The sequence below is a fragment of the Achromobacter mucicolens genome (assembly GCF_902859725.1).
GTDB classification, from domain to species: domain Bacteria; phylum Pseudomonadota; class Gammaproteobacteria; order Burkholderiales; family Burkholderiaceae_B; genus Achromobacter; species Achromobacter mucicolens.
Genome location: NZ_CADIJP010000003.1, coordinates 146,945 through 173,575 on the forward strand (window position 1 = coordinate 146,945; position 26,631 = coordinate 173,575).

Consider the following 26,631-nt stretch of genomic DNA (forward strand, 5'->3'; position numbering starts at 1 on the left):
CGCACTGCGAGCCCGCATGAATCTCTTGGACCCGGTTTTGCTGGCCGCCGTTGTCGCGGTGTTCGTCCTGGCGGGCGTGGTCAAGGGCGTGGTCGGCCTGGGCCTGCCCACGATTTCCATGGCGCTGTTGGCACTGGTGATGGCGCCCGCGCAGGCGGCGGCGCTGCTCATCGTGCCGTCGCTGATCACCAACCTGTGGCAGGCGCGGCCGAGGGTCACGCTGCGGGCGGTGCTCCGCCGGATCGCGGGCATGCAGGCGGGCGTCTGCGCCGGGACGGTGGCGGGCGCGCTGTGGCTGGGTCCGCCTTCGGGCGAGTGGGCGGGCATCTGCCTGGGATTGGCGCTGGTGGCCTATGCCGGGTGGGGACTGTTTGGCGCGCCGCCCACGGTGCAGCCCCGTCACGAACCCTGGCTGGGCATCGCCGCCGGCGCCGTCACCGGCGTCATCACGGCGGCCACGGGCGTCTTCGTCATCCCCGCCGTGCCGTATCTGCAGGCGCTGAACCTGGACAAGAACGCGCTCATCCAGGCCATGGGAATTTCCTTCACGGTGTCGACCGCGGCGCTTGCTGCGGGCCTGTGGCTCAACGGCGGCTACACGGCCGGCGCGGCAAGCGCGTCCCTTCTGATGCTGCTGCCCGCGCTGGCCGGCATGGCCTTGGGGCAACGGCTGCGCAACCGGATGTCCGCGCGCACCTTCAAGCTGTGCTTCATGGTCAGCCTGGCGCTGCTGGGCGCCTATCAGGCCGGACGCGGCCTGCTGGGCGTCTAGGCGGCCAGCCGGCGTGCGTCGACAAAACCGATCGAGACCGACATCTCGCGCCAGCGCGCCAGCTCCTGCTGCACCGACTGGATCTTGCTGCGCGCCTGGTCGAAAGCATCGCGGCCCAGGAACAGGTGCAGCGGCGCGTATTGCGCCTGCGCGGCATCGATCAGCGCTTGCGCCGCCTTGGCCGGGTCGCCGCTCTGATCCCAGCCCTGCGCGCCGCGCGCGGAAAGCTCCGGCGACACCTCGGATTCGCCTGCGCGCATCGCCCCGGGATAGACGAGCGAAACCCGGATACCCAGCGGCGCGGCTTCGGCGGCCAAGGATTCGGTCAGCCCGCAGACGGCGAACTTGGCGGCGCTGTAGGCGCCCCATTGCGTCGTGCGCCCGTCGAAGCCCAGGATCGACGAAATGTTGAACACATGCCCGCCGCGCTGCGCGCGCAGGCGCGGCATCACGGCGCGGATGACGTTCAGCACGCCGAACACGTGGGTATCGAACGTGCCGCGCAACTGCGCGTCGGTCAACCTGTCGAGCGCGCCCTGCACCCCTTGCCCGGCGCCGTTCACCACTACGTCGATCCCGCCGAACGCGGCGACGGCGGCATCGACGGCGCGGCGCGCCGCGCGCTCGTCGGCCAGGTTGACCGTCAGCGGCAGGAACCGCCCTTCGAGCTTGGCGCCCACCGCCTCCAGCAACGCATCGCCATCACCTGAGGTGGCGGCCACCTTGTGTCCCTGGTTCAGCAGCATTTTGACCAGGGTGATGCCCAGGCCCGCCGATACGTCCGTCACCAACCAGATTTTTTCGGTATTCATGCGATTCCCTTTCCTTGCTTGCGGCGGCCGGCAAGATGCCGTGCCGCCCGGCCGATGCCGCCGCGCTTGGCAAAACCACGGCCGGCGCGGCCCTGGACAGGATAGTAAGAATCGTCCGCGCGGGCGTACAGGCAGGATCTTGCGTGAAACCTGCCTATTTCTACGGCAATGCGATATGGCGGATAATCCGTCTGTTTGCCGCCGCCTTGCGCGGCGGATCATCACGGGGGCAACCGCCCCCGCTGCTTTCGGAGTCAGCTATGTATCGCGGCATTGAGGCGATCGAACACTTCATGGAATCCATCGGCCTGACCTGGCGGCCCGGCCAAGCCGAACGCGCCGAACTGCGCGTCAGCTACCGCATCGGCAACACCCGCCCGCTGGGCATCGACCGCACCCTGGTGGAATTCCACTGCGATGCGAAGCGCGCAAAGGTGTGGGTGCCGGAGTTCTCGCGCACCAGTTTTCACCAGTGGTTCGAAGTGCCCTACCAGGAATTCGAGTTCACGCCGGGCGGCTCCATGCTGAAGATCAAGGCCGCCGCCCGCGGCAACGCGCCGCCCTACAGCGTGGGCATCAAGCCGCTGGCCTGATCGCCCCGCCCCGAACGCCGGTCATAGCTGCTTGTACATGATCGTCGTTCCATCCACCTTGTCCGGGTCGAGCGGATCGCGCGCAAAGCCCGGAATCACCCCCACGGTCTGGTAGCCCAGCGACGCATATAGCGGCTCGGCCGAGTCGCCCGTGCGCGTGTCCAGCGTGAGCAGGCTGCGATGCAGCCGCCGCGCCATGTCCTCGACCTCGCCCATCAACCGGCGCGCAATGCCCTGGCGCCGGAAATCCGGATGCACCAGCAGCTTGCGCACCTCGGCGCGGTGCGGCTGGTTGGGCGGCGTATCCACGTCCAACTGCACGGAACCGGCCACCCGCCCGTCCACCCGCGCCACCCACAACTTGACCGCGCCGCTTTCCACGGCCGGCAGCACCTTGCGGCGCCAGAACGCCTGCGCGTCGTCATGGCTGTACGGCAGCACGAAGCTGACGCTGGCGCCGCCCTGCACGCATGCGTGCAGCAAGGTGGCGAGGTCGGACACGGAGGCTGCGGCGGCGTCGGCCGGCAGCAGCGTCAATTCAAGATTTGAAGGCGTCATGGGGGCTCAGACAATGAATAGCAGGTAGCGGGCGCCGCGATGCGGCGGGGTGACGAAGGTGCTGGCGCCGAATAGCTGGTAGCGCAGACAGTCGCCCGGCAGCAGGCGGTGCGCCTGCCCGTCCACCGTGACGGACAGCTCGCCGTCCAGCATCAGCAGATGGTGTTCAAGACCGGGCCGGGGGGATTGCTCGTAATGGATGCGGGCATCGGCAGCCAATTCGCAGGCCAGCACCTCGCCGGCCAGGCGTTGCGAGGGCGGCGACACCGAACGGCGCGTGAAGCCCACGCTGTCGTCCACCCACACGGACTGCGCGGCTTCCGGCACGCAGGCGGCAAAGTCGTCCTCGACCATCAGCATGAGGCGCGACAGGGTCATGCCGTGAGCGGCGCACAGCTTGCCGAGCACGCTGGCGGTGGGACTGACCTCGCCATTCTCCAGCCGGGACAGGGTGGCGCGGCTGATGCCGGCCCGGCTGGCCAGATCGTCCAGGGACCAGCCGCGTTCCTGGCGCAGCGTTTTGAGCCGGGCGGCAAGACGAAGGTCCAGCCCGGCGTCGGCAGAAGCGTTTGTGTTTTCCATATTTGGGAATTTATCCCGTATATGAAAAACCGTCGACTGCGTGGTTTCCCCAATGCGCGATTCGTTCGGCCGCCGGACACTACGGAGGACCCGCGCAGGATTCGGCACAATAGCGGTCATGCAACTGGGCAAACTCCTCTACATGACCATCCTTTGCGCGTTGACCTCCGGTTGTTCCCTTCCCTCGCTCGACAAGCGCAGCGTGTCGCAGGCGCTTCCCGAAGACCAGGCCCAGACCACGCCGCTGGGACAGGCGATTGCGCCGCTGGCCGCCGCGCATCCGGGCAAATCCGGCATCCATGCCCTCGCCAATCCCCTGGACGCCTTCGCCGCCCGGATGATGCTGGCGCGCGCGGCCGAGCGCAGCCTGGACGTGCAGTACTACATCTGGCACGACGACATGACGGGCATCATGCTGTTCGAGGCGCTGCACGAGGCCGCCGATCGCGGCGTGCGCGTGCGCCTGCTGCTGGACGACAACGGCACCGCGGGGCTCGACCGGACGCTGTCCGCCCTGGACGGGCATCCGAACATCGAAGTCCGCCTCTATAACCCGTTTGCGGTGCGCTGGCCCAAGCCGCTCGGCTACCTGACCGACTTCAACCGGTTGAACCGCCGGATGCACAACAAGTCGTTCACCGCCGACAACCAGGTCACCATCGTCGGCGGCCGCAATATCGGCGACGAATACTTTGGCGCCACCGACGGTGTCGTGTTCACGGACATGGACGTGCTGGCCATCGGGGAAACGGTCAGCGACGTGTCGGCCGATTTCGACCGCTACTGGCGCAGCGATTCCGCTTATCCCGTGGAAGGCCTGGTCAAGAAGGCGGCCTCCAACGAACTGGAGGAACTGGAAGCCGATGCCGCCACGGTCGAGCGATCGCCGCAGGCCGCGGCCTATGCGCAGGCCATGCGCGACCTGCCGTTCATCCGCCAGTTGCTCAGGGGCGAACTGCCCCTGGAATGGTCGACGACACGCATGGTCAGCGACGATCCCCGCAAGACGCTGGGCACCGCGCCGCCCGAGGCGATGCTGCCGCACCAGCTGCACGACATCGTGGGCGTGCCGGCCAAGGATCTGCTGCTGGTGTCGCCCTACTTCGTGCCCACCGCCGCCGGCACGCGCGCGTTCGCCAAGATGGCGCGCAACGGCGTCAGGGTGCGGGTGCTGACCAACGCGCTGGAAGCCACCGACGTGGCGGTGGTGCATTCCGGCTACGCCAAACGCCGCAAGGATCTGCTGGCCGCCGGCGTCGAGATCCACGAAATGAAGCGCGCGTCGCACGGCGTCGAACGCAACCGAAGCATGGGCCCCTTCGGCAGTTCGGGCTCCAGCCTGCACGCCAAGACCTTCGCCGTGGACGGTGAACGCGTCTTCGTGGGTTCGTTCAATTTCGACCCGCGTTCGGCGCGGCTGAACACCGAGCTGGGCTTTGTGATCGACAGCCCCGCATTGGCCCGCGGCATCGAGAACGCATTCGACAAGGAGCTGAGCCGCACCGCCTACCGCGTCCGGCTGGACGACATGGGCAAGCTCTATTGGCTGGAGGAACGCGACGGCCAGACGGTGCGGCACGACCGCGAGCCGGGCGCCACCCTGCTGCAACGCGCGACGGTGTGGTTTGCATCGAAGCTGCCGTTGGAACCGCTGCTCTAGGCGCCCGCAACAAGCGGAGTGGCCGGCGCACGCGCAAGGCGTAGACTGGACGCAGCGACATTCCTTTTTTTGCCGATCATGACCCTGACGCCCGCCGACGCCTTGCTCGCACAGCAAGACTGGACCCGCGCCGCCGCAGACCTCGACGCGCACGGTAATGCCATCCTGCCCGCCCTGCTGACGCCCGCGCAGTGCAATGTGCTGTCCAATGCGTACGACCAGGACGATCGCTACCGCAGCCGTGTCGTGATGGCGCGCCACGGATTCGGACGCGGCGAATACAAGTATTTCCGCTACCCCCTGCCCGGCCCGATTGCCCGCCTGCGCGGCGCGCTGTATGCCCGGCTGGCGCCCATCGCCAACCGCTGGAACCGCCAGATGGGAATCAACGTGCAGTACCCGGCAGACCACGCCGGCTTTCTGGCGCGCTGCCACGCGGCCGGACAGCGCCGGCCGACGCCGCTGATCCTGCGGTACGGGCCGGGCGACTACAACTGCCTGCATCAGGACCTGTACGGCGAACACGTCTTTCCGTTGCAGGTGGCGCTCTTGCTGTCGGCGCCCGGCGTGGACTTCACGGGCGGAGAATTCGTCATGACCGAGACCAGCAGCCGCGAGCAGCGCGCCGACGTGCTGCCCTTGCAGCAAGGCGATGCGCTGATCTTCACGGTGAACCAGCGCCCCGTCGCGGGCGTGCGCGGCTGGCGCAAGGCGGCCATGCGCCACGGCGTGAGCGAACTGCGCTCGGGCCGGCGCCACACACTGGGCATCATCTTTCACGACGCGGTGTGACATGACCTCGACCCTGGACCTATTTGGCGGCGACGATCCCGCCCAGCACGGCCGCGTGGCGCTCGGTGCGCAATCGGTGGTGTTGCGCGGGTTTGCGCTACCGGCCGTGGACGCGCTGCTGGCCGGCGTGGACGACGTGATCGCGCAGGCCCCGTTCCGCCACATGGAGACGCCCGGCGGCTACACGATGTCGGTGGCCCTGACCAATTGCGGCGAGTTGGGTTGGACAACGGATGCCCGCGGTTACCGCTATAGCCGCATCGACCCCGTGTCCGGCCAACGCTGGCCGGCGATGCCGCAGGCCTTCAGGCAGCTGGCCGAGGACGCTGCGCGGGAAGCCGGCTTTGCGGACTTCGCGCCGGATGCGTGCCTGGTCAACCGTTACGCGCCCGGCTCACGCCTGTCGCTGCATCAGGACCGCAACGAACGCGATTACGGCGCGCCGATTGTCTCCGTGTCCCTCGGCATGCCGGCGATGTTTCTGTTCGGCGGCGACGACCGCGCGGACCGGGCCGCGCGGGTGCCGCTGTTTCATGGCGACGTCGTCGTGTGGGGCGGCGTGGACCGCCTGCGGTTTCATGGCGTGATGCCGCTGAAAGACCTGCCGCATCCGCGGCTGGGCAGCCAGCGCATCAACTTCACGATCCGCAAGGCGGGTTAGGCGCGCGGCGGCCATGACGTGGCCGCACGCCGTGCTGCGACTTGGCAGGATGCTCATGCTGGCCGTCCGATGCCTGCAACATGAGGGTTCACCATGTCTGGCGGCGGCTGCGCGGCGGCCCTACTATGGCGCACCCTCTGGCCCAACCCGTCGGACACCCATGCGTACCCGCACCGCCATCGCCCTCTTCTGCACCCTGACCTGCGCGCCCGTCCTGGCGGCCACGCCGCCCGACATCATCGAGAACTCGCTGGGCATGACGTTCGTGCGCGTGCCGGCGGGCACGTTCCAGATGGGCAGCGACGAAGACCCCCGCACGCTGGCCGCCGCCTATCCGCAGTATCCGCCGGAGCGTCACGCCCAGCTCTTTGACGAAGCGCCGGTGCACACCGTCCGCATCACGCGGCCGTTCTACCTGGAACGCACCGAAGTCACGGTGGGCCAGTTCCGCCGGTTCATCGAGGCGTCCGGCTACGTGCCGGAGTCCGAGGCCGACGGCACGGGCGGCTACGGCTACAACGCCGCATACGACCCGGAAACGTCTGCCTCGGGCGACGCCTTCGAAGGCCGCGACCGCCGGTATTCGTGGCGCAACCCCGGTTTCGCGCAAGGCGACGATCACCCGGTCGTGAACATCAGCTGGAACGACGCCACCGCGCTGGCGCAGTGGCTGACGAAGACGGAGGGCCGCGTGTACCGCCTGCCCACCGAGGCCGAATGGGAATACGCCTGCCGCGCCGGCACGCGCACCCGCTACCAGAACGGCGACGACCCGGCCGCGATGCCGGACGTGGGCAACGGCTTCGATGCCGACGCCAGCCCGCTGTGGCCGAAATGGCAGGCCTTCGCCTCGCCACGCCACGACGGCAACACCTTCACCGCGCCCGTCGCCAGCTACGCGCCTAATGCCTTCGGCCTGTACGACATGCACGGCAACGCCTGGGAATGGGTGGCGGACTGGTACGGCGAGGACTACTACGCAAAGTCCCCCACGGACGACCCGCAGGGTCCGGACACCGGCAACGTGCGCGTGCGGCGCGGCGGCTCCTGGCACACCTGGGCGCTGTACACGCGCGCGTCGTACCGCAACTGGAACACGCAGGAAACGCGCTATCCGCTGGTCGGCGTGCGCCTCGTGCGCGAAGCCCACGCCGCCGACTGAAGAAAAAGACTGCCTGGTGGGTTAGCATGGCCGCACGATCCATTTGAAGAGAATCCTCACATGCACACGCTGGGCCGTCTCGTCCTGCTTGTAAACGACTACGACACCGCCATCGCCTTCTACCGGGACAAGCTCGGGATGGAGGTGTCTGTCGACATGCCTGTCGGCCAGCAGCGCTATGTGCACCTGCGCCTGCACGATCAGCCTTCGGTGGGCGTGTGGCTGCTGCAAGCCCAGACGCAGGCGCAGCGCGATCGCGTGGGCGACCAGACCGGCGGCCAGCCGGTCGGCGTGTTCTACACGGACGACGTGCTGCGCGATCACGCCCACTTCGCGGCCAAGGGCGTGCGCTTTACCCGCGAGCCCGTGCACGAGGAAACCGCCGCCTACGCGCACTTCATCGACCTGTACGGCAACGAGTTCGTGCTGGTGCAGTTGAAGCAGCCGGCCTGAACACGGACCCGCAGCCATGCCCCGCCATGCGCGCTGCAACGACTGGATCCGGCGGCTTTGCTAACGTGATGCCCCAACAAGAGGAAACCATGTCCAAAGTCATGCTGGTCACCGGCGGGGGCCGCGGCATCGGCGCCGCCATTGCCAAACTGGCCGCCCGCCGCGGCTACGCCGTCGGCGTCAACTACCACGCCAATGCTGATGCCGCGCAAGCCGTGGTGGACGATATCTCGCGCGGCGGCGGCAAGGCGGTTGCCATCCAGGCAGACGTGGCCGACGAGGATCAGGTGGTACGCATGTTCCGCACGCTGGACGAGCGCCTGGGCCGCATCGACGCGCTGGTCAACAACGCCGGCATTCTGGAAAAGCAGATGCGCGTCGAAGACATGGACGCCGCCCGGCTGCACCGGGTGCTGTCCACCAACGTGGTCGGGGCATTCCTGTGCGCGCGCGAAGCGGTGCGGCGGATGTCGCCGCGCCACGGCGGCGAGGGCGGCGCCATCGTCAACGTGTCCTCGGCCGCGGCCCGTCTGGGATCGCCCAACGAATACGTGGATTACGCCGCGTCCAAGGGCGCGATGGACACGCTGACCATCGGCCTGTCCAAGGAAGTTGCACCCGAAGGCATCCGTGTGAATGGGGTGCGCCCGGGCACGATCTACACCGAGATGCACGCCAGCGGCGGCGAACCGGGCCGCGTGGACCGCCTGAAAAGCGTCATTCCGCTGCGCCGCGGCGGCACGGTGGAAGAAGTGGCCGGGGCGGTGATGTGGCTGTTTTCGGACGAGGCGGGCTATACCAGCGGATCGTTCATCGAGGTGTCGGGCGGCAGCTAGCGCGCGGCCCGGCAAGCTTTTGCCAGGCCGGCACCGGCATCCGGCCAGGCCGGCAATGCGGGACGACTACTTGTCGTCCGTGGAAATCACGGACTTCGCCTGGCTTTCGGAAATGCGCGATTCGACGCGCCGCAGCACGGCCAGCACGAAGAGCGCCATCAAGGTGCTGACGACCGCCGTGGCCTCGCGTCCCATGCCCGCGGCCACGCCGATGGCGGCCGTCATCCAAATGCTGGCCGATGTCGTCAGACCATGGATTTCGCGCTCGGCGCCCAGCTTGATGATGGCGCCCGCCCCCAGAAAGCCGATGCCCGCGATCACACCCTGCAGCACGCGGCTCAGGTCTCCGACTTCCATCCCGCCCTGCAGCGGCACCAGCACGAAAATGGCCGCGCCCAGCGCGACCAGCATATGCGTGCGCAGCCCGGCCGCCTTGCCGCTGCGTTCCCGTTCGTAACCCAGCAGGCCGCCCAACAGGACGGCCATGCTTAAGCGCAGCACGATGCGCGTTGCCTCTGCCACATCGGGAATATCGGCAAATTCAGTGCGCACGGCAGTCCAGATTTCCAGCCAGATTTGCGACATCGACGAGTCCTTGGATCCGAGGAGAAACCGAGCATAGCAGGCGGCGGGCAGTCCGCCACGCCCGGACGCGCGCGTGCGGCGCGGCCGTTGCGTATCAGGCGGCGGCCTGCCAACCCGCCAGCAGCGCCGGCAGCGCGCGCATGTCGGTAAAGACGTGCGCCACGCCCACGCTGCGCAGCGCCTGTGCGCCGCTGTGACCGGGTTCGCCCGGGCTGTACCCGAACACGGTGGCGCCGGCGGCCACGCCCGCCGTCGCGCCGGTGACGGTGTCTTCCACGATCGCGCAACGCTTCGGATCCACGCCAAGCGCCTGCGCGGCCGCCAGGTACACGTCCGGGAAGGGTTTGCTGCGCGGCATTTCGTGGCCGCTGAAGACGCGGCCCTCGAAGCAGTCGGCAATCCCGACCTTGACCAGTTGCAGCTCGACCTTGCGCCGGTCCGCCCCCGAGGCCACGGCAATGCGTCCGCTCAGCGCCTCGTGCAGCGCGCGCACGGCATGCGGCGCGCCGGGAATCTCGACCAGGTCGCGGTCCAGCGCGTCGTTGCGGCGCTGGCGGAACTGGTCGAACCATGCTGGCGTGATCGTGGCGCCGGTACGCGCCTGGATCAGCGGCAGTTCGTCCTTGACCGCCTTGCCCGTGAAGATCTCCATCGTCTCGGCGTGCGTGATGCCCCAGCCCAGCTCATTGAGCATCTCGGTCAGCACGCGGCTGGTGATGGGTTCGGAATCGACCAGCACGCCGTCACAGTCGAACAGCACGGCGTCAAAGGGAAAATCAGTCATTGGGGGCAGCGAAGGGAGTGTCCATGAAGCGGGTAAGCATACTGCACGGCCACTGCATCCCCGGGCGGGCGGGGCCGCCACGCAGCAAGCCGCGGAGTGCCCGGGCGGGCGGGAGTGGCTAAGCTGTCACTTCGACCTGCCCGCCTACTGACCATGACCACGCCCGATTCCAGGCCGCTCGGCCACTACGACTGGACTTGCGTTGCCCAGGACCTGAACGCGCAGGGCTGGACGATGCTGCCCGGGCTTTACGCGCCGGACGACGCGCGCGCGCTGGCTCATGCTTTCCCGCAGTCCACCCCCCTGCCTGATCCCTTGCCCGCGCCGCTTGCCCACCTGCGCGCCGGCCTCTACGACCGCCTGCTTCCCATAGCGCGCGCCTGGGCGGCGGCGCTGGACCTGGACGCCTCGTATCCCGACGCGCTGGCCGCCTACACGCAAATGAACCGCCAGGCGGGCCAATCGCGCAGCCTGTCCGCTCTCCAGCGCATCCCCACGGACGGCTACCAGCCGCTGCTGCAGCACGCCGACGGAACCTGCGTATTTCCGCTGCGGCTGATCGTCCTGCTGTCCGAAGCCGGTGTTGACCACACGGGCGGCGAACTGGTCATGACCGAGCAGCGCCCTCGAATGCAGTCACGTCCCCTGGTACTGCCGATGGGACTGGGCGACGCGGCGGTAATCGCAACGTCGCACCGGCCTGTGCAGGGCGCGCAGGGCATCTATCGCGTCACCGCGCGGCAGGCCATCAGCCGCGTGCGCAGCGGCGAACACGTCAGCCTGAATCTGATGCTGCACGACGCGCCGTAGCCGCAAACCACGCAGCGGCCCGCAGCGCCTTCGGATCAATTCTCGGCCGTGATATTGCCGTCGGCCACGACCTTGGCAAACACCGCCGTCTGCGCCTTGATGAAAGCCCGGAATGCGTCCTGGCTCATGGGCTGCACTTCGCCGCCGAGCTCGCGGATGCTGGCCACGAATTTCTCATCTTTCAGCGCGCGGTCGATGGCGGCTGCCAACTTTTGCTGCACCTGCGGCGGCGTGCCCGCCGGGACGAAAACGCCGAACCAGTTTTCCAGCGCGTAGTCCTTGAGCGGCGCGTACTCGGCCAGCGCCGGAATGTCCGGCGCAAACGACGCGCGCTTGGCCGACGTCACCGCCAGCGGCTTGACCTTGCCGCTCTTGATGAAGGGCAAGGCGCCCGCCAGGCTGACGAAGGTGAGGTCCACGCTGCCCGCGGCCACGTCCACCAATTGCGCCGCGGCGCCCTTGTACGGCACGTGAACCATCTTGATGCCCGCCAGCGACTGCAGCAGCTCGCCGTTCAGGTGCTGCGGATTGCCCACTCCGCTGGTCGCGTACGTCAGCTTGTCGGGATGCGCGCGGCCATAGGCAACCAGCTGCTCGACAGAGGCGACCGGTAGCTTGGGATTGGCGACCAGCACGTTGGGCACACGCGCGATCAGCGCAATGGGCGCCAAGTCCTTCTCGGGCTGGTACTGCATCTTGGTCTTGAAGACGAGGGGATTGATGGCGGTCTCGCCGGCCGACCCCAGCAGCAGCGTGGCGCCATCCGGCGCGGCGCGCACGACCGCCGCCGCGCCCAGCATGCCGCTCGCGCCGGGCTTGTTCTCCACGACGACGCCCTGCGGCAGTTCGCTGCGCAGCCGCTCGGCCAGCAGACGGCCCATGCCGTCCACGCCGCCGCCCGCCGCAAACGGGACGATCAAGGTGATCGGCCGGTTTGCCGGCAGGTCTGCGGCGTGCAGGAGCGATGAGGCGGCGATCGCCAGGGCCGCGGCAGCGGCCAGGGTGCGAATGGGGGGCATGATTTTGTCTCCGGTGGGGCCAGCGTCATTGCGTGGCCGGGTTTTTCCTTAATTGCATTTTATGCAGTCAATATGCAAAACTGGCAGCTATGGAAAACACCAATGCCCCGCTTCGCCGCACGCACTTCACCCTGGACGGCATCCGGTACATCTGCCCGGACCTGCCGGCCGAGTTCGGCGTGGACTATTTCCGGTTGCCGGTCGTGCTGCGCCTGCTGCTGGAAAACGCGCTGCGCAACATGCAGGGTGCCGAGCGCGACGCCGCCGTGGCCGCCCTGTTCGGCTGGCTGGCGCACGGCACCAGCGAAGCGGAGATCGCCTTCCAACCCAGCCGCGTCCTGATGCACGACACAACCAGCACCCCCGCGCTGGTCGACATTGCCGCAATGCGCGACGCGCTGGCCGAGGCCGGCGTCGATCCGGCGGTCCTGAACCCCGTGCTGCCCGTGGACGTGTCGGTCGACCACTCGCTGGCCGTCGAGGCCTATGCGCGCGCCGACGCGGCGCAATGCAACCTTGACTTGGAACTGCGCCGCAACGCCGAGCGCTACCGCTTCCTGCGCTGGGCCTCCAAGGCGCTGACGAATGTCCGCATCCACCCGCCGGGCACCGGCATCATGCACACCATCAACCTGGAGCAGCTGGCCACGGTGGTCTGCCAGCAACCCGGCCCCGACGGCATCGCCCTGTATCCCGACATGATGATCGGCACCGACAGCCACACGCCGATGATCAACGGCATCGGGGTGCTGGGCTGGGGCGTGGGCGGACTGGAGGCGCAGACGGTCATGTTCGGCATGCCGACGATGCTGCGCATTCCCGATGTGATCGGCGTGCGGCTGACCGGCGCGCTACAGCCGGGCGTGACAGCCACCGATCTGGCGCTGACCGTCACGCAGCGCCTGCGCGCCATCCACGTCTCCGGCGAATTCGTCGAATTCTTCGGACCGGGCGTGGCCACGCTGCCCGCCGGCAGCCGCTGCGTCGTCGCCAATATGGCGCCCGAGTACGGCGCCACCACGGGCTACTTTCCGATCGATGGGGAAACGCTGGCCTACCTTCGCCAGACGGGCCGCGACGAGGCGCAGATCGCCCGCATCGAGGCCTACGCGCAATGCACCGGCATCGCGCTGGATCCGAACGCTGAGCCGCGCTATACCCGCGTGGTCGACCTTGCGCTGGACGCCGTGCAGATGCACGTGGCGGGCCCCAAGCGTCCGCAGGACCTGCATCCCTACGGCCAGACCCGCGCCATTCTTGCCGCGCTAAATTTCACGCCGCGCGCGCACACGGCCCTGCCCCGCCACGCCATCGCCATCGCCGCGATCACCAGCTGCACCAACACATCCGATCCGCGCCTGCTGACCGCCGCCGGCCTCTTGGCCCGCAAGGCGCGCCAGGCCGGATTGCGGCCGCCGGCGTGGGTCAAGACCTCGCTGGGTCCGGGCTCGCCGGCCGCAGCCGATTATCTGGCGCGCGCGGGTCTCCTGGACGACCTGGCCGCCGTGGGTTTTGACATCGTCGGCTACGGCTGCACCACCTGCATCGGCAACTCGGGCCCGCTGCCGGCGGTGGTGCGCGATGCCCTGGCCGACGGCGCCATCCACCCCGTCGCGGTGCTGTCCGGCAACCGCAATTTCACGGGGCGGATTCATCCCGACCTGGATCTGGGCTTTCTGATGTCGCCGCCGCTGGTCATCGCGTTCGCGCTGGCGGGGGACGCGGAACGGGACCTGAGCCGCGACCCCGTCCAGGTGACGTCCGATGGCCGCGCGGTCCATCTGGCGGACCTGTGGCCGACGGAAGCGGAGATCGATGCGGCCTTGGCCGCGGGGCAGCGTCCCGAGGACTATCGCGCGGCCTTCAAGATCGCCAGCGCGAATCCCGCCTGGCAGGCCCTGCAATCGCCCGACACGCCCCGATTTCCGTGGGACCCCGCCTCGACCGCGCTGCGCCGGCCGCCATTTGCCAGTACCGAGGCGGTCAGCCAGCTTGGCCGCTACACCGCGTATCCGCTGCTGGTGGTGGGCGACGACGTCACGACCGACCATCTGTCGCCCGCCAGCGCGATCCCGCCGGATAGCCTGATCGCCGACTTCCTGGTCGAACGCGGCGACGACCGCAATGACCTGAATGTGTTCGCCTCGCGCCGCGGCAATTGGGAAGTCATGATGCGCGCCGCGTTCTACAGCAAGAGCCTGACGAATCTGCTCTGTCCGCCAGCGCCCGTGGGTCACACCCTGCATGCACCCAGCGGCAGGCTGGAACCCATCTGGGAGGCCGCCGCGCACTACGCCGAGGCCTCGCAGCCGGCGGTGCTGGTGGCGGGCGCGCGCTTCGGCACGGGCTCGTCGCGTGACTGGGCGGCCAAGGGCCAGCGCCTGCTCGGCATCCGCGCGGTGCTGGCTGTCAGCTTCGAACGCATCCACCGGTCCAACCTGATCGGCATGGGCATCCTGCCGCTGCGCCTGCCGGACGGCGTAACGCCCGGCACCCTGCGGCTTGAACCGGGCGACCGGATCGACATCGATGCCGATGCCGCCGCGCTGACGCCCCGCGCCGCCATCCCGGTTCGCATTCTGCGCGCACAGGGCGGGACCGAACCGCTGACCACCACCGCCGCGGTCGAAACGCGGCTGGAGATCCGCCTGTTGCAGTTGGGCGGCGTCATTCCCGCTATCCTGTCGGACACCCTGTCATCGGCCGTCCGCCACCCATGAGCGCGCAAACCAATACCGTCACGAAGATCCTGGACCTGATCCGGGAAGACCGCCTGCAGGAGGGCGCGCACCTGCGCGCGCAACAGATCGCCGACCGCCTGCGGCTGTCGCGTTCGCCGGTCAACGATGCGCTGGGCATCCTGGCGCAGCACGGCGTCGTGGCGCGCAAGCCCAACCGCGGGTATTTCCTGCTGCGCGACTTCGACGCGACGGGCGACGCCCCCGCGGACATCACGCCCCCGTCGGCGGACGACATCGTCACGCAGACGTACTTCGCGCTGGCCGACGAACTGCTGCGCGGCGAATTGCCCATGCAGTGCAGCGAAGCGCTGCTGCGCACGCGCTACGCGCTTACGCAGGCGCAGACGCAGGCGCTGCTGGCCCGCATCTCGCAGGAGGGCTGGGCGCAGCGCCGGCCGGGCTACGGGTGGGAGTTCTCTTCCATGATGACCACGCCCGACAGCCTGCTGCAGTCCTACCGGCTGCGCCTGGCGCTGGAGCCGGCGGCGCTGCGCGAACCGGGCTTTCACATCGACAAATCCGTGCTGGCGCGCTGCCGCGCCGCCGAAATGCACCTGCTTGAGGGCGGCATTGCCACCGACACCGCCGATCAGCTGCATGATCGCGGCGTGAGATTCCACGAGTCGCTGGTGGAAGCCTCGGGCAATCCGTTCTTCATCGACACAATTAAACGCGTCAACCGCGTGCGCCGCCTGCTGTCGTACCGCTCGATGCAGGACCGCAGCCGCTACAAGCAGCATTGCGATCAGCACCTGGCCATCCTGGACCTGCTGGAACGCGAGCGCAACGACGAAGCGGCCGACGCGCTGGCCGCCCATCTGCGCAGCACACTCGACAACCTGGCCCGCATCAGCGGCATCCTGACTTCGTAGGCCGCGCGGGGCGCGGCCGTTTTCAACTGGCAGAAAAGAGGCTCGCGCCATGCATGTCTACATCGGCTCCCGGACCACCCGGGAACGCAACGCCCGCGGCGAGGGCATCAGCGTGTACGACTACGCGCCCGGCTCGGGAACGTTGACGCTCAAGCAGGTCTTGGGCAGCTTGCACAACCCGTCGTATCTGTTGCCGCACCCCACCCTTGACGTGATCTACACCGTGCATGGCGACAGCAGCGAGGTCAGCGCCCTGCGCCGCGATCCGCGCGACGGCACGCTAAAGCCGTGGCACACGCAAGGATGCGAAGGCCGCAATCCCGTGCATCTGGCGTTGGGGCCCTCTGGCCGCTACCTGATGGTGTCCAACCACCTGACGGGCACGCTGGCGGTGCTGCCGGTGGCGGCGGACGGCGCGTTGCAGGCCGTGGCGCAGGCCGTGCCGCTGGCCGGCGAGCCGGGCCCGCACCGCAAGGAACAGCCGTTTTCCAAGCCGCATTTCAACGTGCTGGACCCCTCGGGCCGGTATGTCGCGGTGCCGGACAAGGGACTGGACCGGGTCTTTCTGTATGCGGCGGACGCGCGCGGCCTGGCCGCGCAGCCCGCCAGCGCCGTCGCCACGCGCGAGGGCGCGGGGCCGCGCCACGCCGTCTTTCATCCTTCCGGCCGATGGCTTTATGTCGTCAACGAACTGGACAACACCGTCACCGGATACGCCGTGCAGGAAGGGGTCTTGCTACCCTTTCAAGTGCTGCCCACCCTGCCCGACACCTACACCGGCAACAGCCGCGCCGCCGGCATCGCGCTCGGCGCGGGCGGTCTGCATCTGTATGCGTCGAACCGCGGCGGCGACAGCATCGCGGTGTTCAGCGTGGACCCGGCCAGCGGACGGCTCGCGGCGGTGCAGCACACCCGTTCCCACGGCCGCACGCCGCGCTTTTTCACGCTGTCGCCCGACGGCCGGTTCCTCTTCGCGCTGAACGAAGACAGCGATACGTTGCAACGCTTTCGCGTCGATCCGGCGCGCGGCACGCTGACGCATGACGACTACGCGCTGCCCGTTGGCAGCCCGGTGTGCATGGTGTTCGCCGGCCCCTAGAAGTCCATCGACGCCGACAGCATCACGGTGCGCGGCACGCCTTGCGAGATCGTGCCGTACGACGCCACGCCGGACCAGTAGGCGCGGTTGAACACGTTGACCACATTGGCGCGCAGCGTAACGTCCCGGCCCTGCACCTTCAGGGCATAGCGCGCGCCCAGGTCGAACGTCGTCCACGACGGCACGGACTGCGTGTTGGCCTGGTTGATGTATTCGCGGCCGGTATAGACCATGCCGCCCGTCAAGGTCAGCCCGGTCACCCACGGCGTATCCCATTCGGCGCCCAGATTGACCGCGACGGTCGGCACGCCCACCGGCCGGTTGCCCTGCGTGGCCGCGCTGCTGGTGCGCGTCAGCTCGGCATCCAGCAGCGTCACGCCGCCCAAGAGGCGCAGGCCGCGCAACGGCTCGCCGGACACATTCAGCTCCAGCCCGCGGTTGCGCTGCTCGCTGTCGGCGGCATACACCCCGTTCGTGAGCTGCCCGCTGGGCTTGGTGATCTCGAAGGCGCTCAGCGTCACCATCGCGCTGTCCAGCTCCACCTTGACGCCCACTTCCTTCTGCTTGGCCTTGTAGGGTTTGAAGACCTCTCCCGAATTGATGGCGGTAGCGGGCGCCACGTCGCCCTTGCTCAGGCCTTCGATGTAGTTGGCGTAGAGCGACACGTTGTGCCAGGGCTTGATGACCAGGCCCGCCAGCGGCGTGGTCGCGCTTTCGTCGTAGCTGACGGTGCGCACGCCCGTCGCGCCATTGAAGTTGCGCGACTCGATGCGCTGGTGGCGCAGGCCCAGCGTCAGCTGCGCACGCTCGTTCAGGATGCTGAGCGTGTCGGCCAGCGCCAGCCCGGACAGATCGGACGAGGACACCTTGGGCACGTTGGCCGGCGCGGGAATATGCTGCTCGGGACGGGTGATCGGACGGTAGATGTTGGACGTGAGCGGCGTGCCGCTCACGCTGGCCTGGCTGTTGCGGTCGCTGTACAGGCTGCCCATGAAGCTGACGGCGTGGCGCACCGGCCCCGTGTCCAGTTTGGCGCGCAACCCGGCGTTGTAGGTGCTGCGGTCGACCTGGAAGCGGAAGTTGTTGGGCGTCACGACCGTGTCGCCGGCCTCGTTCACGATGGTGGGCGTCTGGTCCGACAGACGCGAGACCGCGGTATCCGAACCGCCCGCGTCCGCAAAGACGGTCAGCCGGTCGCTGATGTCGTACTCCACGCGCAAGAGCGCCGACTGGCCGTCGGACTTCCACCATCCCCACGGCTGCGTGGCGTTGCGGCGGCCGTCCGCCGCGCGCGGCACGGCAATGCCGGGCGCCACCAGGAACGGCCGCGTCGGGGCGTCGATCTTCTCGTGCTGCGTCAGCAGGTCCAGCGAGGCGCGCAGCCGTTCGCCCTGGTAATCCAGCGACAGCGCGCCGATGGTCGTGCGCGAGGTCATGTTGTCCAGCGGCGTGTCGCCCTGCCGTTGCATGCCGTTGACCCGCACGCCCCACTCGCCCGCCTCGCCAAACCGGCGGCTCAGGTCCACCCGGGCGCCGAACTGCGAGTCGCCGACGTAATCGGCCGACACGCGGGTCAGGTCCTCGGGCAGCGCGCGTTTGGGCACCATGTTGATCACGCCGCCCACGCCGCTGTTGGGCGACATGCCGTACAGCAGCGCCGCCGGCCCTTTCAGCACTTCCACCCGTTCGATGTAGTCGGTGAAGACGTGGTAGTTGGGCGCCACGCCATAGACGCCGTCGAAGGCGATTTCGCCGAGGTTGCCTTCCCCGATTGGAAAGCCGCGGATGTAGAACGAGTCGGTCACGCCGCCGATCTGGCCGGTAAAGCGCACCGACGGTTCGACGGTCAGCGCATCGGCCAGCGTCACGGCCTGGCGGTTCGCCAGCAATTCCGCCGTATAGCTGGTGACATTGAACGGCGTATCCATCACGTCGCGATTGCCCAGAAGGCCCAGACGCGCCCCGCGCGCCACCTGGCCGCCGGCAAACTCAGCGGGCAGCGCGGACGGGCTCACGCCTGCCCCGGCGACGGTCACCGCGGGCAGCACGGTGGTCTCGCCAGCGGCCACCGGCAGCTTGCGCAGCGAGTATGCGCCGCCGCCTTGTTCCGACAGGGCATAGCCGGACCCCGACAGCAGGCGGGCGAACCCTTCGCGCACGGTGTACGCGCCCTGCAGGCCGTCGCTATGCTGGCCCGCCACCAGGGCGGGATCGAACGACAGCGGCACCCCCGCGGTGGCGGCAAACTGCGCCAGCACGTCGCCCAGCGGTCCGGCCGCGATGGCGTAGGACTTGCGCGCGGCGGCAGCGGCGGGCTCGGCCGCGTGCACCGGCGCCAGCGTTCCCGTGGCCGCAATCAGCGCCAGCCCAAGGCCGGCGGCCCGGACAAGCGACGCCGCTGGCGACAGAACGGCAAGGCCGCGCGGCAGGCGGGGCGGACGGGAGAGTCGGGAAACCATCAAGCGATCCTTCGTGGGTATGGGGTGGCGCGCATGTCGCGGCGGTTCACCCGGTACACCGGACGAAGCGGAAAAAAGTGTCAGCCGATCGGCGATTAATGTGTAACGGCGGCGCGCGGCGCGACCGTGATCCACCACGGCGTCACTTGGCTCACCCGCACCGGCAGCGTCTTTTCCAGCAGTCGCAGACTGGCGTCGATGTCGTTCAACGGGAACGCCCCCGACACCCGCAGGCCGGCCACCCCGGGATCGCAACGCAGCACGCCGTGGCGGTAGCGGCCCAGCTCGGCCACCAGATCTGCCAGCCGCCAGTTGCGCGCGGCCAGCATCCCGTCCGCCCACGATGCCGCCAGCGGATCGGCGGAGACGGGCGCGGCAGCCTCCTCGGCGGAAAAGACGGTCTGTTCGCCCGCGGCCAGCACCAACGGGTTTGCGCCTTCCCGGGCAGGCCGGACCTCGACCGCGCCTTCGAACACCGCCACGCGGACGCGCGCGCCCTCGTCGCGCACCATGAAGCGCGTTCCCAGCGCACGCAACACGCCCTGGGTCGTCTGCACCAGGAAAGGGCGCGGCACGGGCGCAGGATCATGCCCCGTGGTCAGCAGGATTTCTCCCGCACGCAGCCACAGCACGCGTTGGGCAGGGGTGTAGTCGACGTCCACGGCGCTGGCCGTGTTCAGCACCAGCTGCGTGCCGTCGGCCAGCGCGATGCGGCGCTGCTCGCCCGTGGCCGTGCGCAGGTCCGCGCGCCATTCGCGCCAGGGCAGTTCGCGCGCGCCCATCCAGGCCGCCGGTCCCAGCACCAGCAACCCGGCCAGCGCCCGCACGGCCTGCCGGCGCCCGGCGCGGTGCGCCTGGCGCAACGTCTGCCCGCCGATGTGCGGCGGGACCTGGCCGAAGCTGCGCAACATCGTCTCGACGCGTTGCCACGCGGCTTCGTGATCGGCGCTGCGGGCCCGCCAACGGTCCAGCGCCGCGCTATCCGCCGCCGACAGCGTTTCGGACTGCACGCGCACCAGCCAGCCGGCCGCCTCTTCAAGGATGGCGGGGTCGATGACCGCGTTCATGCCGCATCCGCCTGGTAGGCGATCAGGCAGGCGGCAAAAGCAGCCTGCATATGGCGCTTTACGGTCGAGAGCGACACGCGAAGCTGCCGGGCGATCTCGTCATAGCCCATGCCGTCGAACTGCGACAGCAGGAAGACCTCGCGAGTGCGGGACGGCAGCGAATGCAGGGCGGCGTCGATGGCGTGCAACGTTTCCAGGATCAGTGCGCGCGCCTCCGGCGAGGGGGCTTCGGCGGGCGGCACTTGCGCCACCGCGGCCAGGTAGGCGTCTTCGACCGACCGGCGGCGCCAGTGGTCCGCCACCAGACCCTTGGCGATGTGGGCCAGCAGCGCGCGCGGCTCGGCGCCGGTGTCTTCCCGGCGCCGGCCGGCCATCAGCCGCACGAACGTGTCGTGCGCCAGGTCCGCGGCATCGAAGGAACTGCCCAGCTTCTTGCGCAGCCATGCCGAGAGCCAGCCGTGGTGTTCGCGATAGAGCTTCGTGACGTTGTCGGCGGATGGAATTAGCGGCGCAGGCAAGGCGCACCTCGGCTTTCATGCAAATAGGAATTGTTTTTATTCTATACGAGCCGTTCGCACTCGCGCGTGCTTCGGGGCGGTGCGATAGAATCGGACACCTTCCCGCCACAGCCACGAGTGCCATGCCGAACGACCCGTCCATGCCTCAGTTCCTTGCCAGCGGCGGGCAAATGGGTGCCCGGGTCGCCAGTCATGACTGGTCGGCCACTCCGCTCGGTCCCCTCTCCAACTGGCCCGCTTCCCTGCGCATTGCCGTGGGCATGGTGCTGTCGTCCAGGTTCCCGTCCTGTCTGGTGTGGGGCCCGGGCCTGATCTCCATCTACAACGATGCTTTCGTGCCCATCCTGGGCGCCAAGCCCGACGCATTGGGCCGCCCTTTCAGTGATGTCTGGCGCGAAGCCTGGTTCCAGATCGGCCCCATCGCCGAACGCGCCTTTGCCGGCGAGGCCACCTTCATCGAGGACTATCCCGTCGAGCTCGCGCGGTACGGCCGCCTGGAGTTGGCGCACTTCACGTTCTGCTATAGCCCGGTGTACGACGAACATGGCAAGGTCGTCGGCATGATCGACACCGTCATCGAGACCACCGCGCGGATCGAGGCCGAAAAGGCCCAGGCCGATGCGCTGCGCCTGACGGAAGAGGCCCTGCGGCAAAGCCAGAAGATGGAAGCCATTGGCCAAATGACCGGCGGCGTCGCGCACGACTTCAACAACCTGCTGACTGGGATTTCAGGCAGCCTGGAACTGCTTTCGCAACGTCTCGCGCGCGGCCACACCGATGACCTCGACCGCCACATCGCCGTGGCAAAAAGCGGCGCCGAAAAGGCGGCCGTCCTGACGCGGCGCCTGCTGACCTTCTCGCGCACCCAGCCGCTCGAGCGTTCGGTGGTGGACATCAATGGCGTCATCGACGGCATGGAAGCGTTGATCGCGCGCAGCGCCGGATCCGCAGTCACGCTGGAAATGGACTGCGCGCCCCGGTTGTGGCCCGTATGGGTTGACTCGCACCAGCTCGAGAACGCGCTCCTGAACCTGTGCCTGAACGCGCGCGACGCCCTCGACGCGTGCGGCATCTTGCGCATCGAAACGCGCAACGTCACGCTGGACGCGGACGCCGCTCGCGACCGTGGCCTGCAGGCCGGCGATCACGTGCTGCTGCGCGTCTCCGACACGGGCTGCGGCATGACGGCGGAAACCGTGCAACGCATGTTCGAGCCCTTCTACACCACCAAGCCGGCCGACCGCGGCACGGGTCTGGGCCTGTCGCTGGTGCACGATTTCGTCCGGCAATCGGGCGGGCACGTGCAGGTGCGCTCCCAACCGGGCCAGGGTACCGACATCGACCTGTTTTTCCCGCGCCACGGTGGCGCCGGGGTCGACATGGCCTCGGCCGTCGCGACAGCGGACCAGCCGCCCCGCGTCCTGCAAGGGGGCACGGTCCTGTTGGCCGAGGACGACCCCGCAGTACGCGAAGTCACGGCCGAAGTGCTGAAGGAAATGGGCTACGACGTGATCGAGGCCACCGATGGCGCCAGCGCCCTACGGCAACTGACCGCCCTGCCGCGGATCGATCTGCTGGTCTGCGACCTGGCGCTGCCGGGCGGCGTGAACGGCCGGCGCGTGGCGGAAACCGGCCGCGCGATGCGGCCCGGCATGAAGGTGCTGTTCATCACCGGCTACGGCGAAAGCGCCGAAGGCGCCAATGTTCCGGCGAGCGACGCGCCGGTGCTGCTCAAACCCTTCATGCTCGATGACCTGTCGAGCCAGGTGCATGCGTTGATGCGCTGATGGGGCGGCGCTCAGGGGTGCCGGCCCCGCGTCGTGCGGATCCAGAACAGGCCGGCCGCCGACAACAGCATGGCGCACAGCAGATACGCAAAGCAGATCAGCAGGCCGAAGAAATAGTAGCGGTCGTAGACGCTGGCCGCCCACCATGCCGTGCCGCCATACACGGCCATCACGATGAACGGCAGCCACAGCACCACGATGCCTGCGCGGCGCCAGCCCGGCGTGTTCAGACGGGGAAACCTGCCGGCCTTTGCGCGCAGCACCAGGGCCAGCGCCGACAGCGCCGGCAACAGGAAGGCCAGCACCGCCAGCACCAGCAGGCCCGCATCCAGGCACGTCGCCACGAACTCGCGCAAGATGTTCTCCCGAGGGCGCCCGACACGGGCGCCGGTTGGGACGTTATACACGAGCGCTACAACCGGCAGCCGCGGCCGGGCCTAGTAATCCATCGGCACGTGGCTCTGCGCGGCGCGGATCTCCTGCAGATGCCGTTCGGCCTCCTGACGCTCGACGGCGGGGGGCAAGGCGCGCCAGCTCACCAGGTTGCCCGGTGTCTTCACGGGCATCCACCCCAATACGCTGTACAGCGAAATCGCGGTGCCGCCCGTGTCCAGCCGCGTCTCGTAATAACCCTGACGATCCGGCACGGTATCGCCGGGCGTCCAATCCAACTGAGACATCCAGGTCTCCTCCTGGTGAAGCGTGTGCGCTAGGCGCCGCCGTCTACGAAAGAGCGGCGTTCCTCCGATCGTATAGCGTCCGGCCAGACTTGTCCCCGGTCAAAAAGCCGGGACAACGCATTATTGACAGAGGGGAATCCCTAGGCCGGCCGCATTTTTTTGGATTGCTAAAGCCCGAATTCAGGCGCTAGCATGCGGCAACGGATTTTTACCCGCCGGACGGACACGGGCCGCCCGTTCCCCCCTGCGCCCTACGACGGCAATGCCGAAATCGATCTTCCCGCAGTACCCGAGGGATCGGCTGGCCGCTCTGGCAAGCGCCACTTCCCTGCGCGCCATCCGCGAAGGTCTGCTTTGGGCCATGCCCTGCCTGCTGGTGTCCGCGCTGTTCCTGGTGCTGTCCGTCTGCGCCCGGCTGATGGGCCTGCCGGGCGGCATTGCCGACGCCCTGGCCGACCTGCACGGCGCGCTGTCCGCCGTCATGCCGCTCCTGGCCGGCACGGCCATCGGCTACATGCTCTCGATTCGCCACCGGCTGCCGCACCTGCCCACCGCGTTGCTGTGCCTGTGCCTCGTTGTCATCGCCGAACGCCTGCTGGCGCCCTACCCCCGCGCGGCGTCCACGCTCACCCTGTTCATCGCGATCGTGATCCCGATTTCGTCCGTACCGCTGATGGCCTGGCTGCACCGGCGCCGCTGGACGCAGCTGGCGCCGGACGGGCTCATCGGCGAGAACGTGCGCGACTCGCTGAACATGATCGTCCCCGGTCTGCTGACCGCCGGCCTGGTGATGGCGGCGTTGTCCGCCGCGCTCTCGATCCCGGCGGTGGCGCAAGTCGACATCCCGCTCAGCATGGCGTCTCTGGACAGTCCCTACAGCGCTGGCGCGATCGTGGCCGCGTTGAATTCGATGTTCTGGTTTTTTGGCATCCACGGCGCGCACGCCATGGCGCCGATCATGGACGTGCTGGACCAGGCCACGCGGCTCAACGCGACAAGCGTCGCCGCGGGCTACGAAGGCGTCTATGCGCTGAACGGCACGCTGCTGGGCGCCTTCGTCTTCATCGGCGGCTCGGGTGCGACGTTGTCGCTGGTCGTGGCGATCCTGCTGTTCTCGCGCAGCGATTCGCTGCGGGTATTGGCGCTGGCGAGCATTCCCGTGTCGCTCCTGAACATCAACGAGATCCTGCTGTTCGGCCTGCCGCTGATCCTGAACCCGCGGCTTCTGCTGCCTTTCGTGCTCACGCCCGTCATCAACGTGCTGATGGCGCTGGCAGCGGTGCAACTGGGTTGGCTTGCGCCCGCCACCGTGGCGCTGCCGTTGACGTCGCCCGTGCTGTTCAACGCCTATCTGGGCGCGGGCGAACAGGTGGCGGGGATCGCGTTGCAATGCGCGCTGGTGGCGTTGGGCGCGTGCATCTATGCGCCCTTTCTGATCGCGCTGGAGCGGCAGCGCAAGGCCGATTCCACGGTGTATTTCAAGTCGCTGGACGCGACCTTTCCGCAACTGCAGGAAGAATCGCTGCTGTACGCGCACGACCCCGTTGCGTCCACCTACGCCACGCGCGCGCGGCGCCGCGCCGAAGTCGCACGCATCCGCGCCATCAGCGAGTACGACTTCTACCTGGAATACCAGCCACAGGTCTCGCTGCGCACGGGCCAGTGCACCGGCTGCGAGGCGCTGCTGCGCGCCACCGGCCCCGAAGGCACGCAACAGGCGCCGCTGGAATTCCTGCGATGGCTGGCGCAGGCCGGCCTGATGGGCGAAGTGGATCTCTGGGTGGCGCGGCAAGCGGTGCGGCAATGCCTGGCTTGGCGCGCGCAGGGCTTCTCGCTGCCCATGACGATCAACGTCACGGGCGCCACGCTGACCTCGCCGGCTTACCTGGACCGGTTGATCAAGGTGCTGGACCAAACGCGGGGCCAGGTCTCGGTGGAGCTGACGGAAGATGCGCTGGTCGAGGACGCGCAGGCGCTGCACACCGCCTTTGACCGGCTCCACGGCATCGGCGCCCGTGTCTACATCGACGACTTCGGCACGGGCTATTCCGCGTTGAGCTACCTGCACCAGTTCCAGATCGATGCGGTCAAGATCGACCGCAGCTTCGTGATGGCGCAGAGCCATGACCGGGGCGCGCTGGTGATGAGCGGCCTCTTGCGGTTCTGCGAGGCATTGAACCTGCAGATCATTGTCGAAGGCGTGGAAACCGATGGACAGTTGTCCGCGCTGGCGTCCAGCGCGGAGATCATCGTGCAGGGCTGGTACTACAGCAAGGCGGTGTCGGGCGAGCTTGTCGTGGACTTCGCGCGCCGGCGGCAGGAAGGGCCTGCCCTGCCGGCGAACCTGCCCGAAGCAAAGGCTATTTGATGCCGATGAACGGCAGCGCCGCGCCCGGCACCTGGGTGGACGGCAGCACGCCATCCCATTTTTCCACGGCGTTCAGGCTGACGAGGTTGGTGTTGGCGGCCAGCGCCTCGGCCTTGGCGCGGATCGAGGCCGCCTCGGCTTCGCCGCGCATGCGGATGCCGTCGGCTTCCGCGGTGAACTGCTGACGGCGCGCGTCGGCTTCGGCCTTGGCCTTGACCACCTGGATCTCGGCGGTGATCATCGCCGTTTCCTTTTGCTGGCGCGTGGTTTCGATCTGCACCTGGGCCAGCATGCGCTGTTCGATCGAATGCTCGTAGGCCTGCGAGAAACCCACTTCCTCGATCTGAACGCCCACCACCTGGACCGGCGCGCCTTCCATCGTCTTGAGGACGGCGTTGTTCACATCCAGGCCGAGCTTCTGGCGTTCCTGGATGGCGCGCACGGCCGTGTACTGGCCAAATACGTTCTTCACCGCGTCCGGCGTCTTGCGCTCCAGCACGCGCATCTGCAGATTGGCGATGGTGCCGTACTCGGAATAAAGCTCTGCGACGTGCTCGGCCGGCACGCGGTAGGTCACCGACACGCGCAGCGTGGCCGGCTGCTGGTCATAGCTGTAGGCCTCGAGCTTTTCAAACACGAAGGTGTGGTCGCGCACGGACACCGTCATCACGTTGTCGATGAACGGCGTCTTGAAATCCAGGCCGGGTTCGGCCACGCGCACCAGCTTGCCATTGCGCAGCACCACGCCGCGCTCGCCCTGATCCACCTGGAACCACGAGCCGAACGCGATGAACAGGATCAGCAGGAAGATGAGCGCGGTGCCAATGGCGAATGTCAGTTTGCGCGGTTTGACCGCGCCGATCGTCTTGACCATCTGGATATCTGTCGGCTTCATCTTCACTTCCAATCCCTGTCTGTTCTTTTGCGTTTACGGTCCGAGAGCACCGCTGCGATGCCGCGC

Annotated in this window: 26 protein-coding genes; 14 read left to right on the top strand and 12 right to left on the bottom strand. The window is 68.2% G+C overall.

Annotation, left to right across the window (positions count from 1 at the left end):
* The first annotated feature begins 16 nt into the window (after positions 1 to 16).
* Positions 17 to 772 (top strand): sulfite exporter TauE/SafE family protein, encoded by a 756-nt coding sequence (locus tag HV786_RS04305; protein WP_175210088.1) that lies wholly within the window; start codon positions 17 to 19, stop codon positions 770 to 772.
* Here HV786_RS04305 and HV786_RS04310 read toward each other — a convergent pair.
* Positions 769 to 1,584: an SDR family NAD(P)-dependent oxidoreductase gene (locus HV786_RS04310; protein WP_128827245.1), complete on the bottom strand. Its 816-nt coding sequence runs from the start codon at positions 1,582 to 1,584 to the stop codon at positions 769 to 771. The genes HV786_RS04305 and HV786_RS04310 overlap by 4 nt on opposite strands.
* Before the next feature lie 260 nt (positions 1,585 to 1,844).
* Between HV786_RS04310 and HV786_RS04315 the strand changes: the two genes are divergently transcribed.
* Positions 1,845 to 2,177, top strand: a complete 333-nt coding sequence (locus tag HV786_RS04315; protein ID WP_056326291.1) for a hypothetical protein — start codon at positions 1,845 to 1,847, stop codon at positions 2,175 to 2,177.
* Between the two features lie 21 nt (positions 2,178 to 2,198).
* On the opposite strand, the gene HV786_RS04320 is transcribed toward HV786_RS04315, so the two are convergent.
* Positions 2,199 to 2,735 (bottom strand): GNAT family N-acetyltransferase, encoded by a 537-nt coding sequence (locus tag HV786_RS04320; RefSeq protein ID WP_128827244.1) that lies wholly within the window; start codon positions 2,733 to 2,735, stop codon positions 2,199 to 2,201.
* Positions 2,736 to 2,741: 6 nt separating this feature from the next.
* Complete coding sequence (locus tag HV786_RS04325; protein WP_128827243.1) at positions 2,742 to 3,317, bottom strand: helix-turn-helix domain-containing protein; 576 nt, start codon at positions 3,315 to 3,317, stop codon at positions 2,742 to 2,744.
* A 118-nt stretch (positions 3,318 to 3,435) separates the two neighbouring features.
* Between HV786_RS04325 and HV786_RS04330 the strand changes: the two genes are divergently transcribed.
* The 6 genes from HV786_RS04330 to HV786_RS04355 all read left to right on the top strand — a co-directional run bounded on the left by HV786_RS04330 (position 3,436) and on the right by HV786_RS04355 (position 8,881).
* Positions 3,436 to 4,977: a phospholipase D family protein gene (locus HV786_RS04330; RefSeq protein WP_128827242.1), complete on the top strand. Its 1,542-nt coding sequence runs from the start codon at positions 3,436 to 3,438 to the stop codon at positions 4,975 to 4,977.
* Between the two features lie 78 nt (positions 4,978 to 5,055).
* Positions 5,056 to 5,769, top strand: coding sequence for a 2OG-Fe(II) oxygenase (locus HV786_RS04335; protein ID WP_128827241.1), 714 nt, complete (start codon positions 5,056 to 5,058; stop codon positions 5,767 to 5,769).
* A 1-nt stretch (position 5,770) separates the two neighbouring features.
* Positions 5,771 to 6,430 (top strand): DNA oxidative demethylase AlkB, encoded by a 660-nt coding sequence (gene alkB, locus HV786_RS04340; protein WP_128827240.1) that lies wholly within the window; start codon positions 5,771 to 5,773, stop codon positions 6,428 to 6,430.
* A 160-nt stretch (positions 6,431 to 6,590) separates the two neighbouring features.
* Positions 6,591 to 7,592 carry a formylglycine-generating enzyme family protein gene (locus HV786_RS04345; protein WP_082586390.1) on the top strand — a complete coding sequence of 334 codons (1,002 nt, stop codon included), beginning with the start codon at positions 6,591 to 6,593 and terminating at the stop codon, positions 7,590 to 7,592.
* Between the two features lie 60 nt (positions 7,593 to 7,652).
* Positions 7,653 to 8,045 (top strand): VOC family protein, encoded by a 393-nt coding sequence (locus HV786_RS04350; RefSeq protein WP_056326283.1) that lies wholly within the window; start codon positions 7,653 to 7,655, stop codon positions 8,043 to 8,045.
* Between the two features lie 89 nt (positions 8,046 to 8,134).
* Complete coding sequence (locus HV786_RS04355) at positions 8,135 to 8,881, top strand: SDR family oxidoreductase (RefSeq protein WP_175210089.1); 747 nt, start codon at positions 8,135 to 8,137, stop codon at positions 8,879 to 8,881.
* Between the two features lie 66 nt (positions 8,882 to 8,947).
* Here the strand turns inward: HV786_RS04355 and HV786_RS04360 are convergent, their stop codons facing one another.
* Both HV786_RS04360 and HV786_RS04365 read right to left on the bottom strand, forming a co-directional pair.
* On the bottom strand, positions 8,948 to 9,466 hold the full coding sequence (locus HV786_RS04360) for an MgtC/SapB family protein (RefSeq protein ID WP_128827239.1): 519 nt from the start codon (positions 9,464 to 9,466) through the stop codon (positions 8,948 to 8,950).
* A 94-nt stretch (positions 9,467 to 9,560) separates the two neighbouring features.
* The gene (locus tag HV786_RS04365) at positions 9,561 to 10,250 is read right to left on the bottom strand and encodes an HAD family hydrolase (RefSeq protein ID WP_056326271.1); all 690 of its coding nucleotides are present in this window, start codon (positions 10,248 to 10,250) and stop codon (positions 9,561 to 9,563) included.
* Between the two features lie 153 nt (positions 10,251 to 10,403).
* Here HV786_RS04365 and HV786_RS04370 point away from each other — a divergent pair, with 153 nt between their 5' ends.
* A complete protein-coding gene (locus HV786_RS04370; protein WP_128827238.1) occupies positions 10,404 to 11,060 on the top strand; it encodes a 2OG-Fe(II) oxygenase in 657 nt (218 codons plus the stop codon).
* Between the two features lie 35 nt (positions 11,061 to 11,095).
* Here the strand turns inward: HV786_RS04370 and HV786_RS04375 are convergent, their stop codons facing one another.
* A complete protein-coding gene (locus HV786_RS04375; RefSeq protein ID WP_175210092.1) occupies positions 11,096 to 12,079 on the bottom strand; it encodes a Bug family tripartite tricarboxylate transporter substrate binding protein in 984 nt (327 codons plus the stop codon).
* Positions 12,080 to 12,168: 89 nt separating this feature from the next.
* Between HV786_RS04375 and acnA the strand changes: the two genes are divergently transcribed.
* From acnA to HV786_RS04390, 3 genes are read left to right on the top strand one after another with little or no spacing between them, the layout of a single operon-like run.
* Positions 12,169 to 14,799, top strand: a complete 2,631-nt coding sequence (gene acnA / locus HV786_RS04380; protein ID WP_175210094.1) for an aconitate hydratase AcnA — start codon at positions 12,169 to 12,171, stop codon at positions 14,797 to 14,799.
* Positions 14,796 to 15,692, top strand: a complete 897-nt coding sequence (locus HV786_RS04385) for a GntR family transcriptional regulator (RefSeq protein WP_128827236.1) — start codon at positions 14,796 to 14,798, stop codon at positions 15,690 to 15,692. The genes acnA and HV786_RS04385 overlap by 4 nt, the downstream gene beginning before the upstream one ends.
* 49 nt (positions 15,693 to 15,741) lie before the next feature.
* The gene (locus HV786_RS04390; RefSeq protein WP_175210096.1) at positions 15,742 to 16,791 is read left to right on the top strand and encodes a lactonase family protein; all 1,050 of its coding nucleotides are present in this window, start codon (positions 15,742 to 15,744) and stop codon (positions 16,789 to 16,791) included.
* Here HV786_RS04390 and HV786_RS04395 read toward each other — a convergent pair.
* From HV786_RS04395 to HV786_RS04405, 3 genes are all read right to left on the bottom strand, one after another.
* The gene (locus tag HV786_RS04395; protein ID WP_175210098.1) at positions 16,788 to 19,250 is read right to left on the bottom strand and encodes a TonB-dependent receptor; all 2,463 of its coding nucleotides are present in this window, start codon (positions 19,248 to 19,250) and stop codon (positions 16,788 to 16,790) included. The two genes, HV786_RS04390 and HV786_RS04395, sit on opposite strands and share 4 nt — an antisense overlap.
* 95 nt (positions 19,251 to 19,345) lie before the next feature.
* Positions 19,346 to 20,317 (bottom strand): FecR domain-containing protein, encoded by a 972-nt coding sequence (locus HV786_RS04400; protein ID WP_175210100.1) that lies wholly within the window; start codon positions 20,315 to 20,317, stop codon positions 19,346 to 19,348.
* Complete coding sequence (locus HV786_RS04405) at positions 20,314 to 20,835, bottom strand: sigma-70 family RNA polymerase sigma factor (protein ID WP_056326252.1); 522 nt, start codon at positions 20,833 to 20,835, stop codon at positions 20,314 to 20,316. Before HV786_RS04405 ends, HV786_RS04400 begins: the two co-directional genes overlap by 4 nt.
* A 140-nt stretch (positions 20,836 to 20,975) precedes the next feature.
* Between HV786_RS04405 and HV786_RS04410 the strand changes: the two genes are divergently transcribed.
* Entirely contained in the window at positions 20,976 to 22,622 is a 1,647-nt protein-coding gene (locus HV786_RS04410; protein ID WP_128827234.1) for an ATP-binding protein, read from the top strand.
* A gap of 11 nt (positions 22,623 to 22,633) precedes the next feature.
* On the opposite strand, the gene HV786_RS04415 is transcribed toward HV786_RS04410, so the two are convergent.
* Positions 22,634 to 22,978 carry a hypothetical protein gene (locus HV786_RS04415; RefSeq protein WP_128827233.1) on the bottom strand — a complete coding sequence of 115 codons (345 nt, stop codon included), beginning with the start codon at positions 22,976 to 22,978 and terminating at the stop codon, positions 22,634 to 22,636.
* Positions 22,979 to 23,059: 81 nt separating this feature from the next.
* Entirely contained in the window at positions 23,060 to 23,302 is a 243-nt protein-coding gene (locus HV786_RS04420; RefSeq protein ID WP_056326242.1) for a hypothetical protein, read from the bottom strand.
* A gap of 262 nt (positions 23,303 to 23,564) precedes the next feature.
* Between HV786_RS04420 and HV786_RS04425 the strand changes: the two genes are divergently transcribed.
* Positions 23,565 to 25,670: a PTS sugar transporter subunit IIC/EAL domain-containing protein gene (locus tag HV786_RS04425; protein ID WP_128827232.1), complete on the top strand. Its 2,106-nt coding sequence runs from the start codon at positions 23,565 to 23,567 to the stop codon at positions 25,668 to 25,670.
* On the opposite strand, the gene HV786_RS04430 is transcribed toward HV786_RS04425, so the two are convergent.
* On the bottom strand, positions 25,663 to 26,565 hold the full coding sequence (locus HV786_RS04430; protein WP_056326237.1) for a prohibitin family protein: 903 nt from the start codon (positions 26,563 to 26,565) through the stop codon (positions 25,663 to 25,665). The genes HV786_RS04425 and HV786_RS04430 overlap by 8 nt on opposite strands.
* Positions 26,566 to 26,631 lie beyond the last annotated feature (66 nt).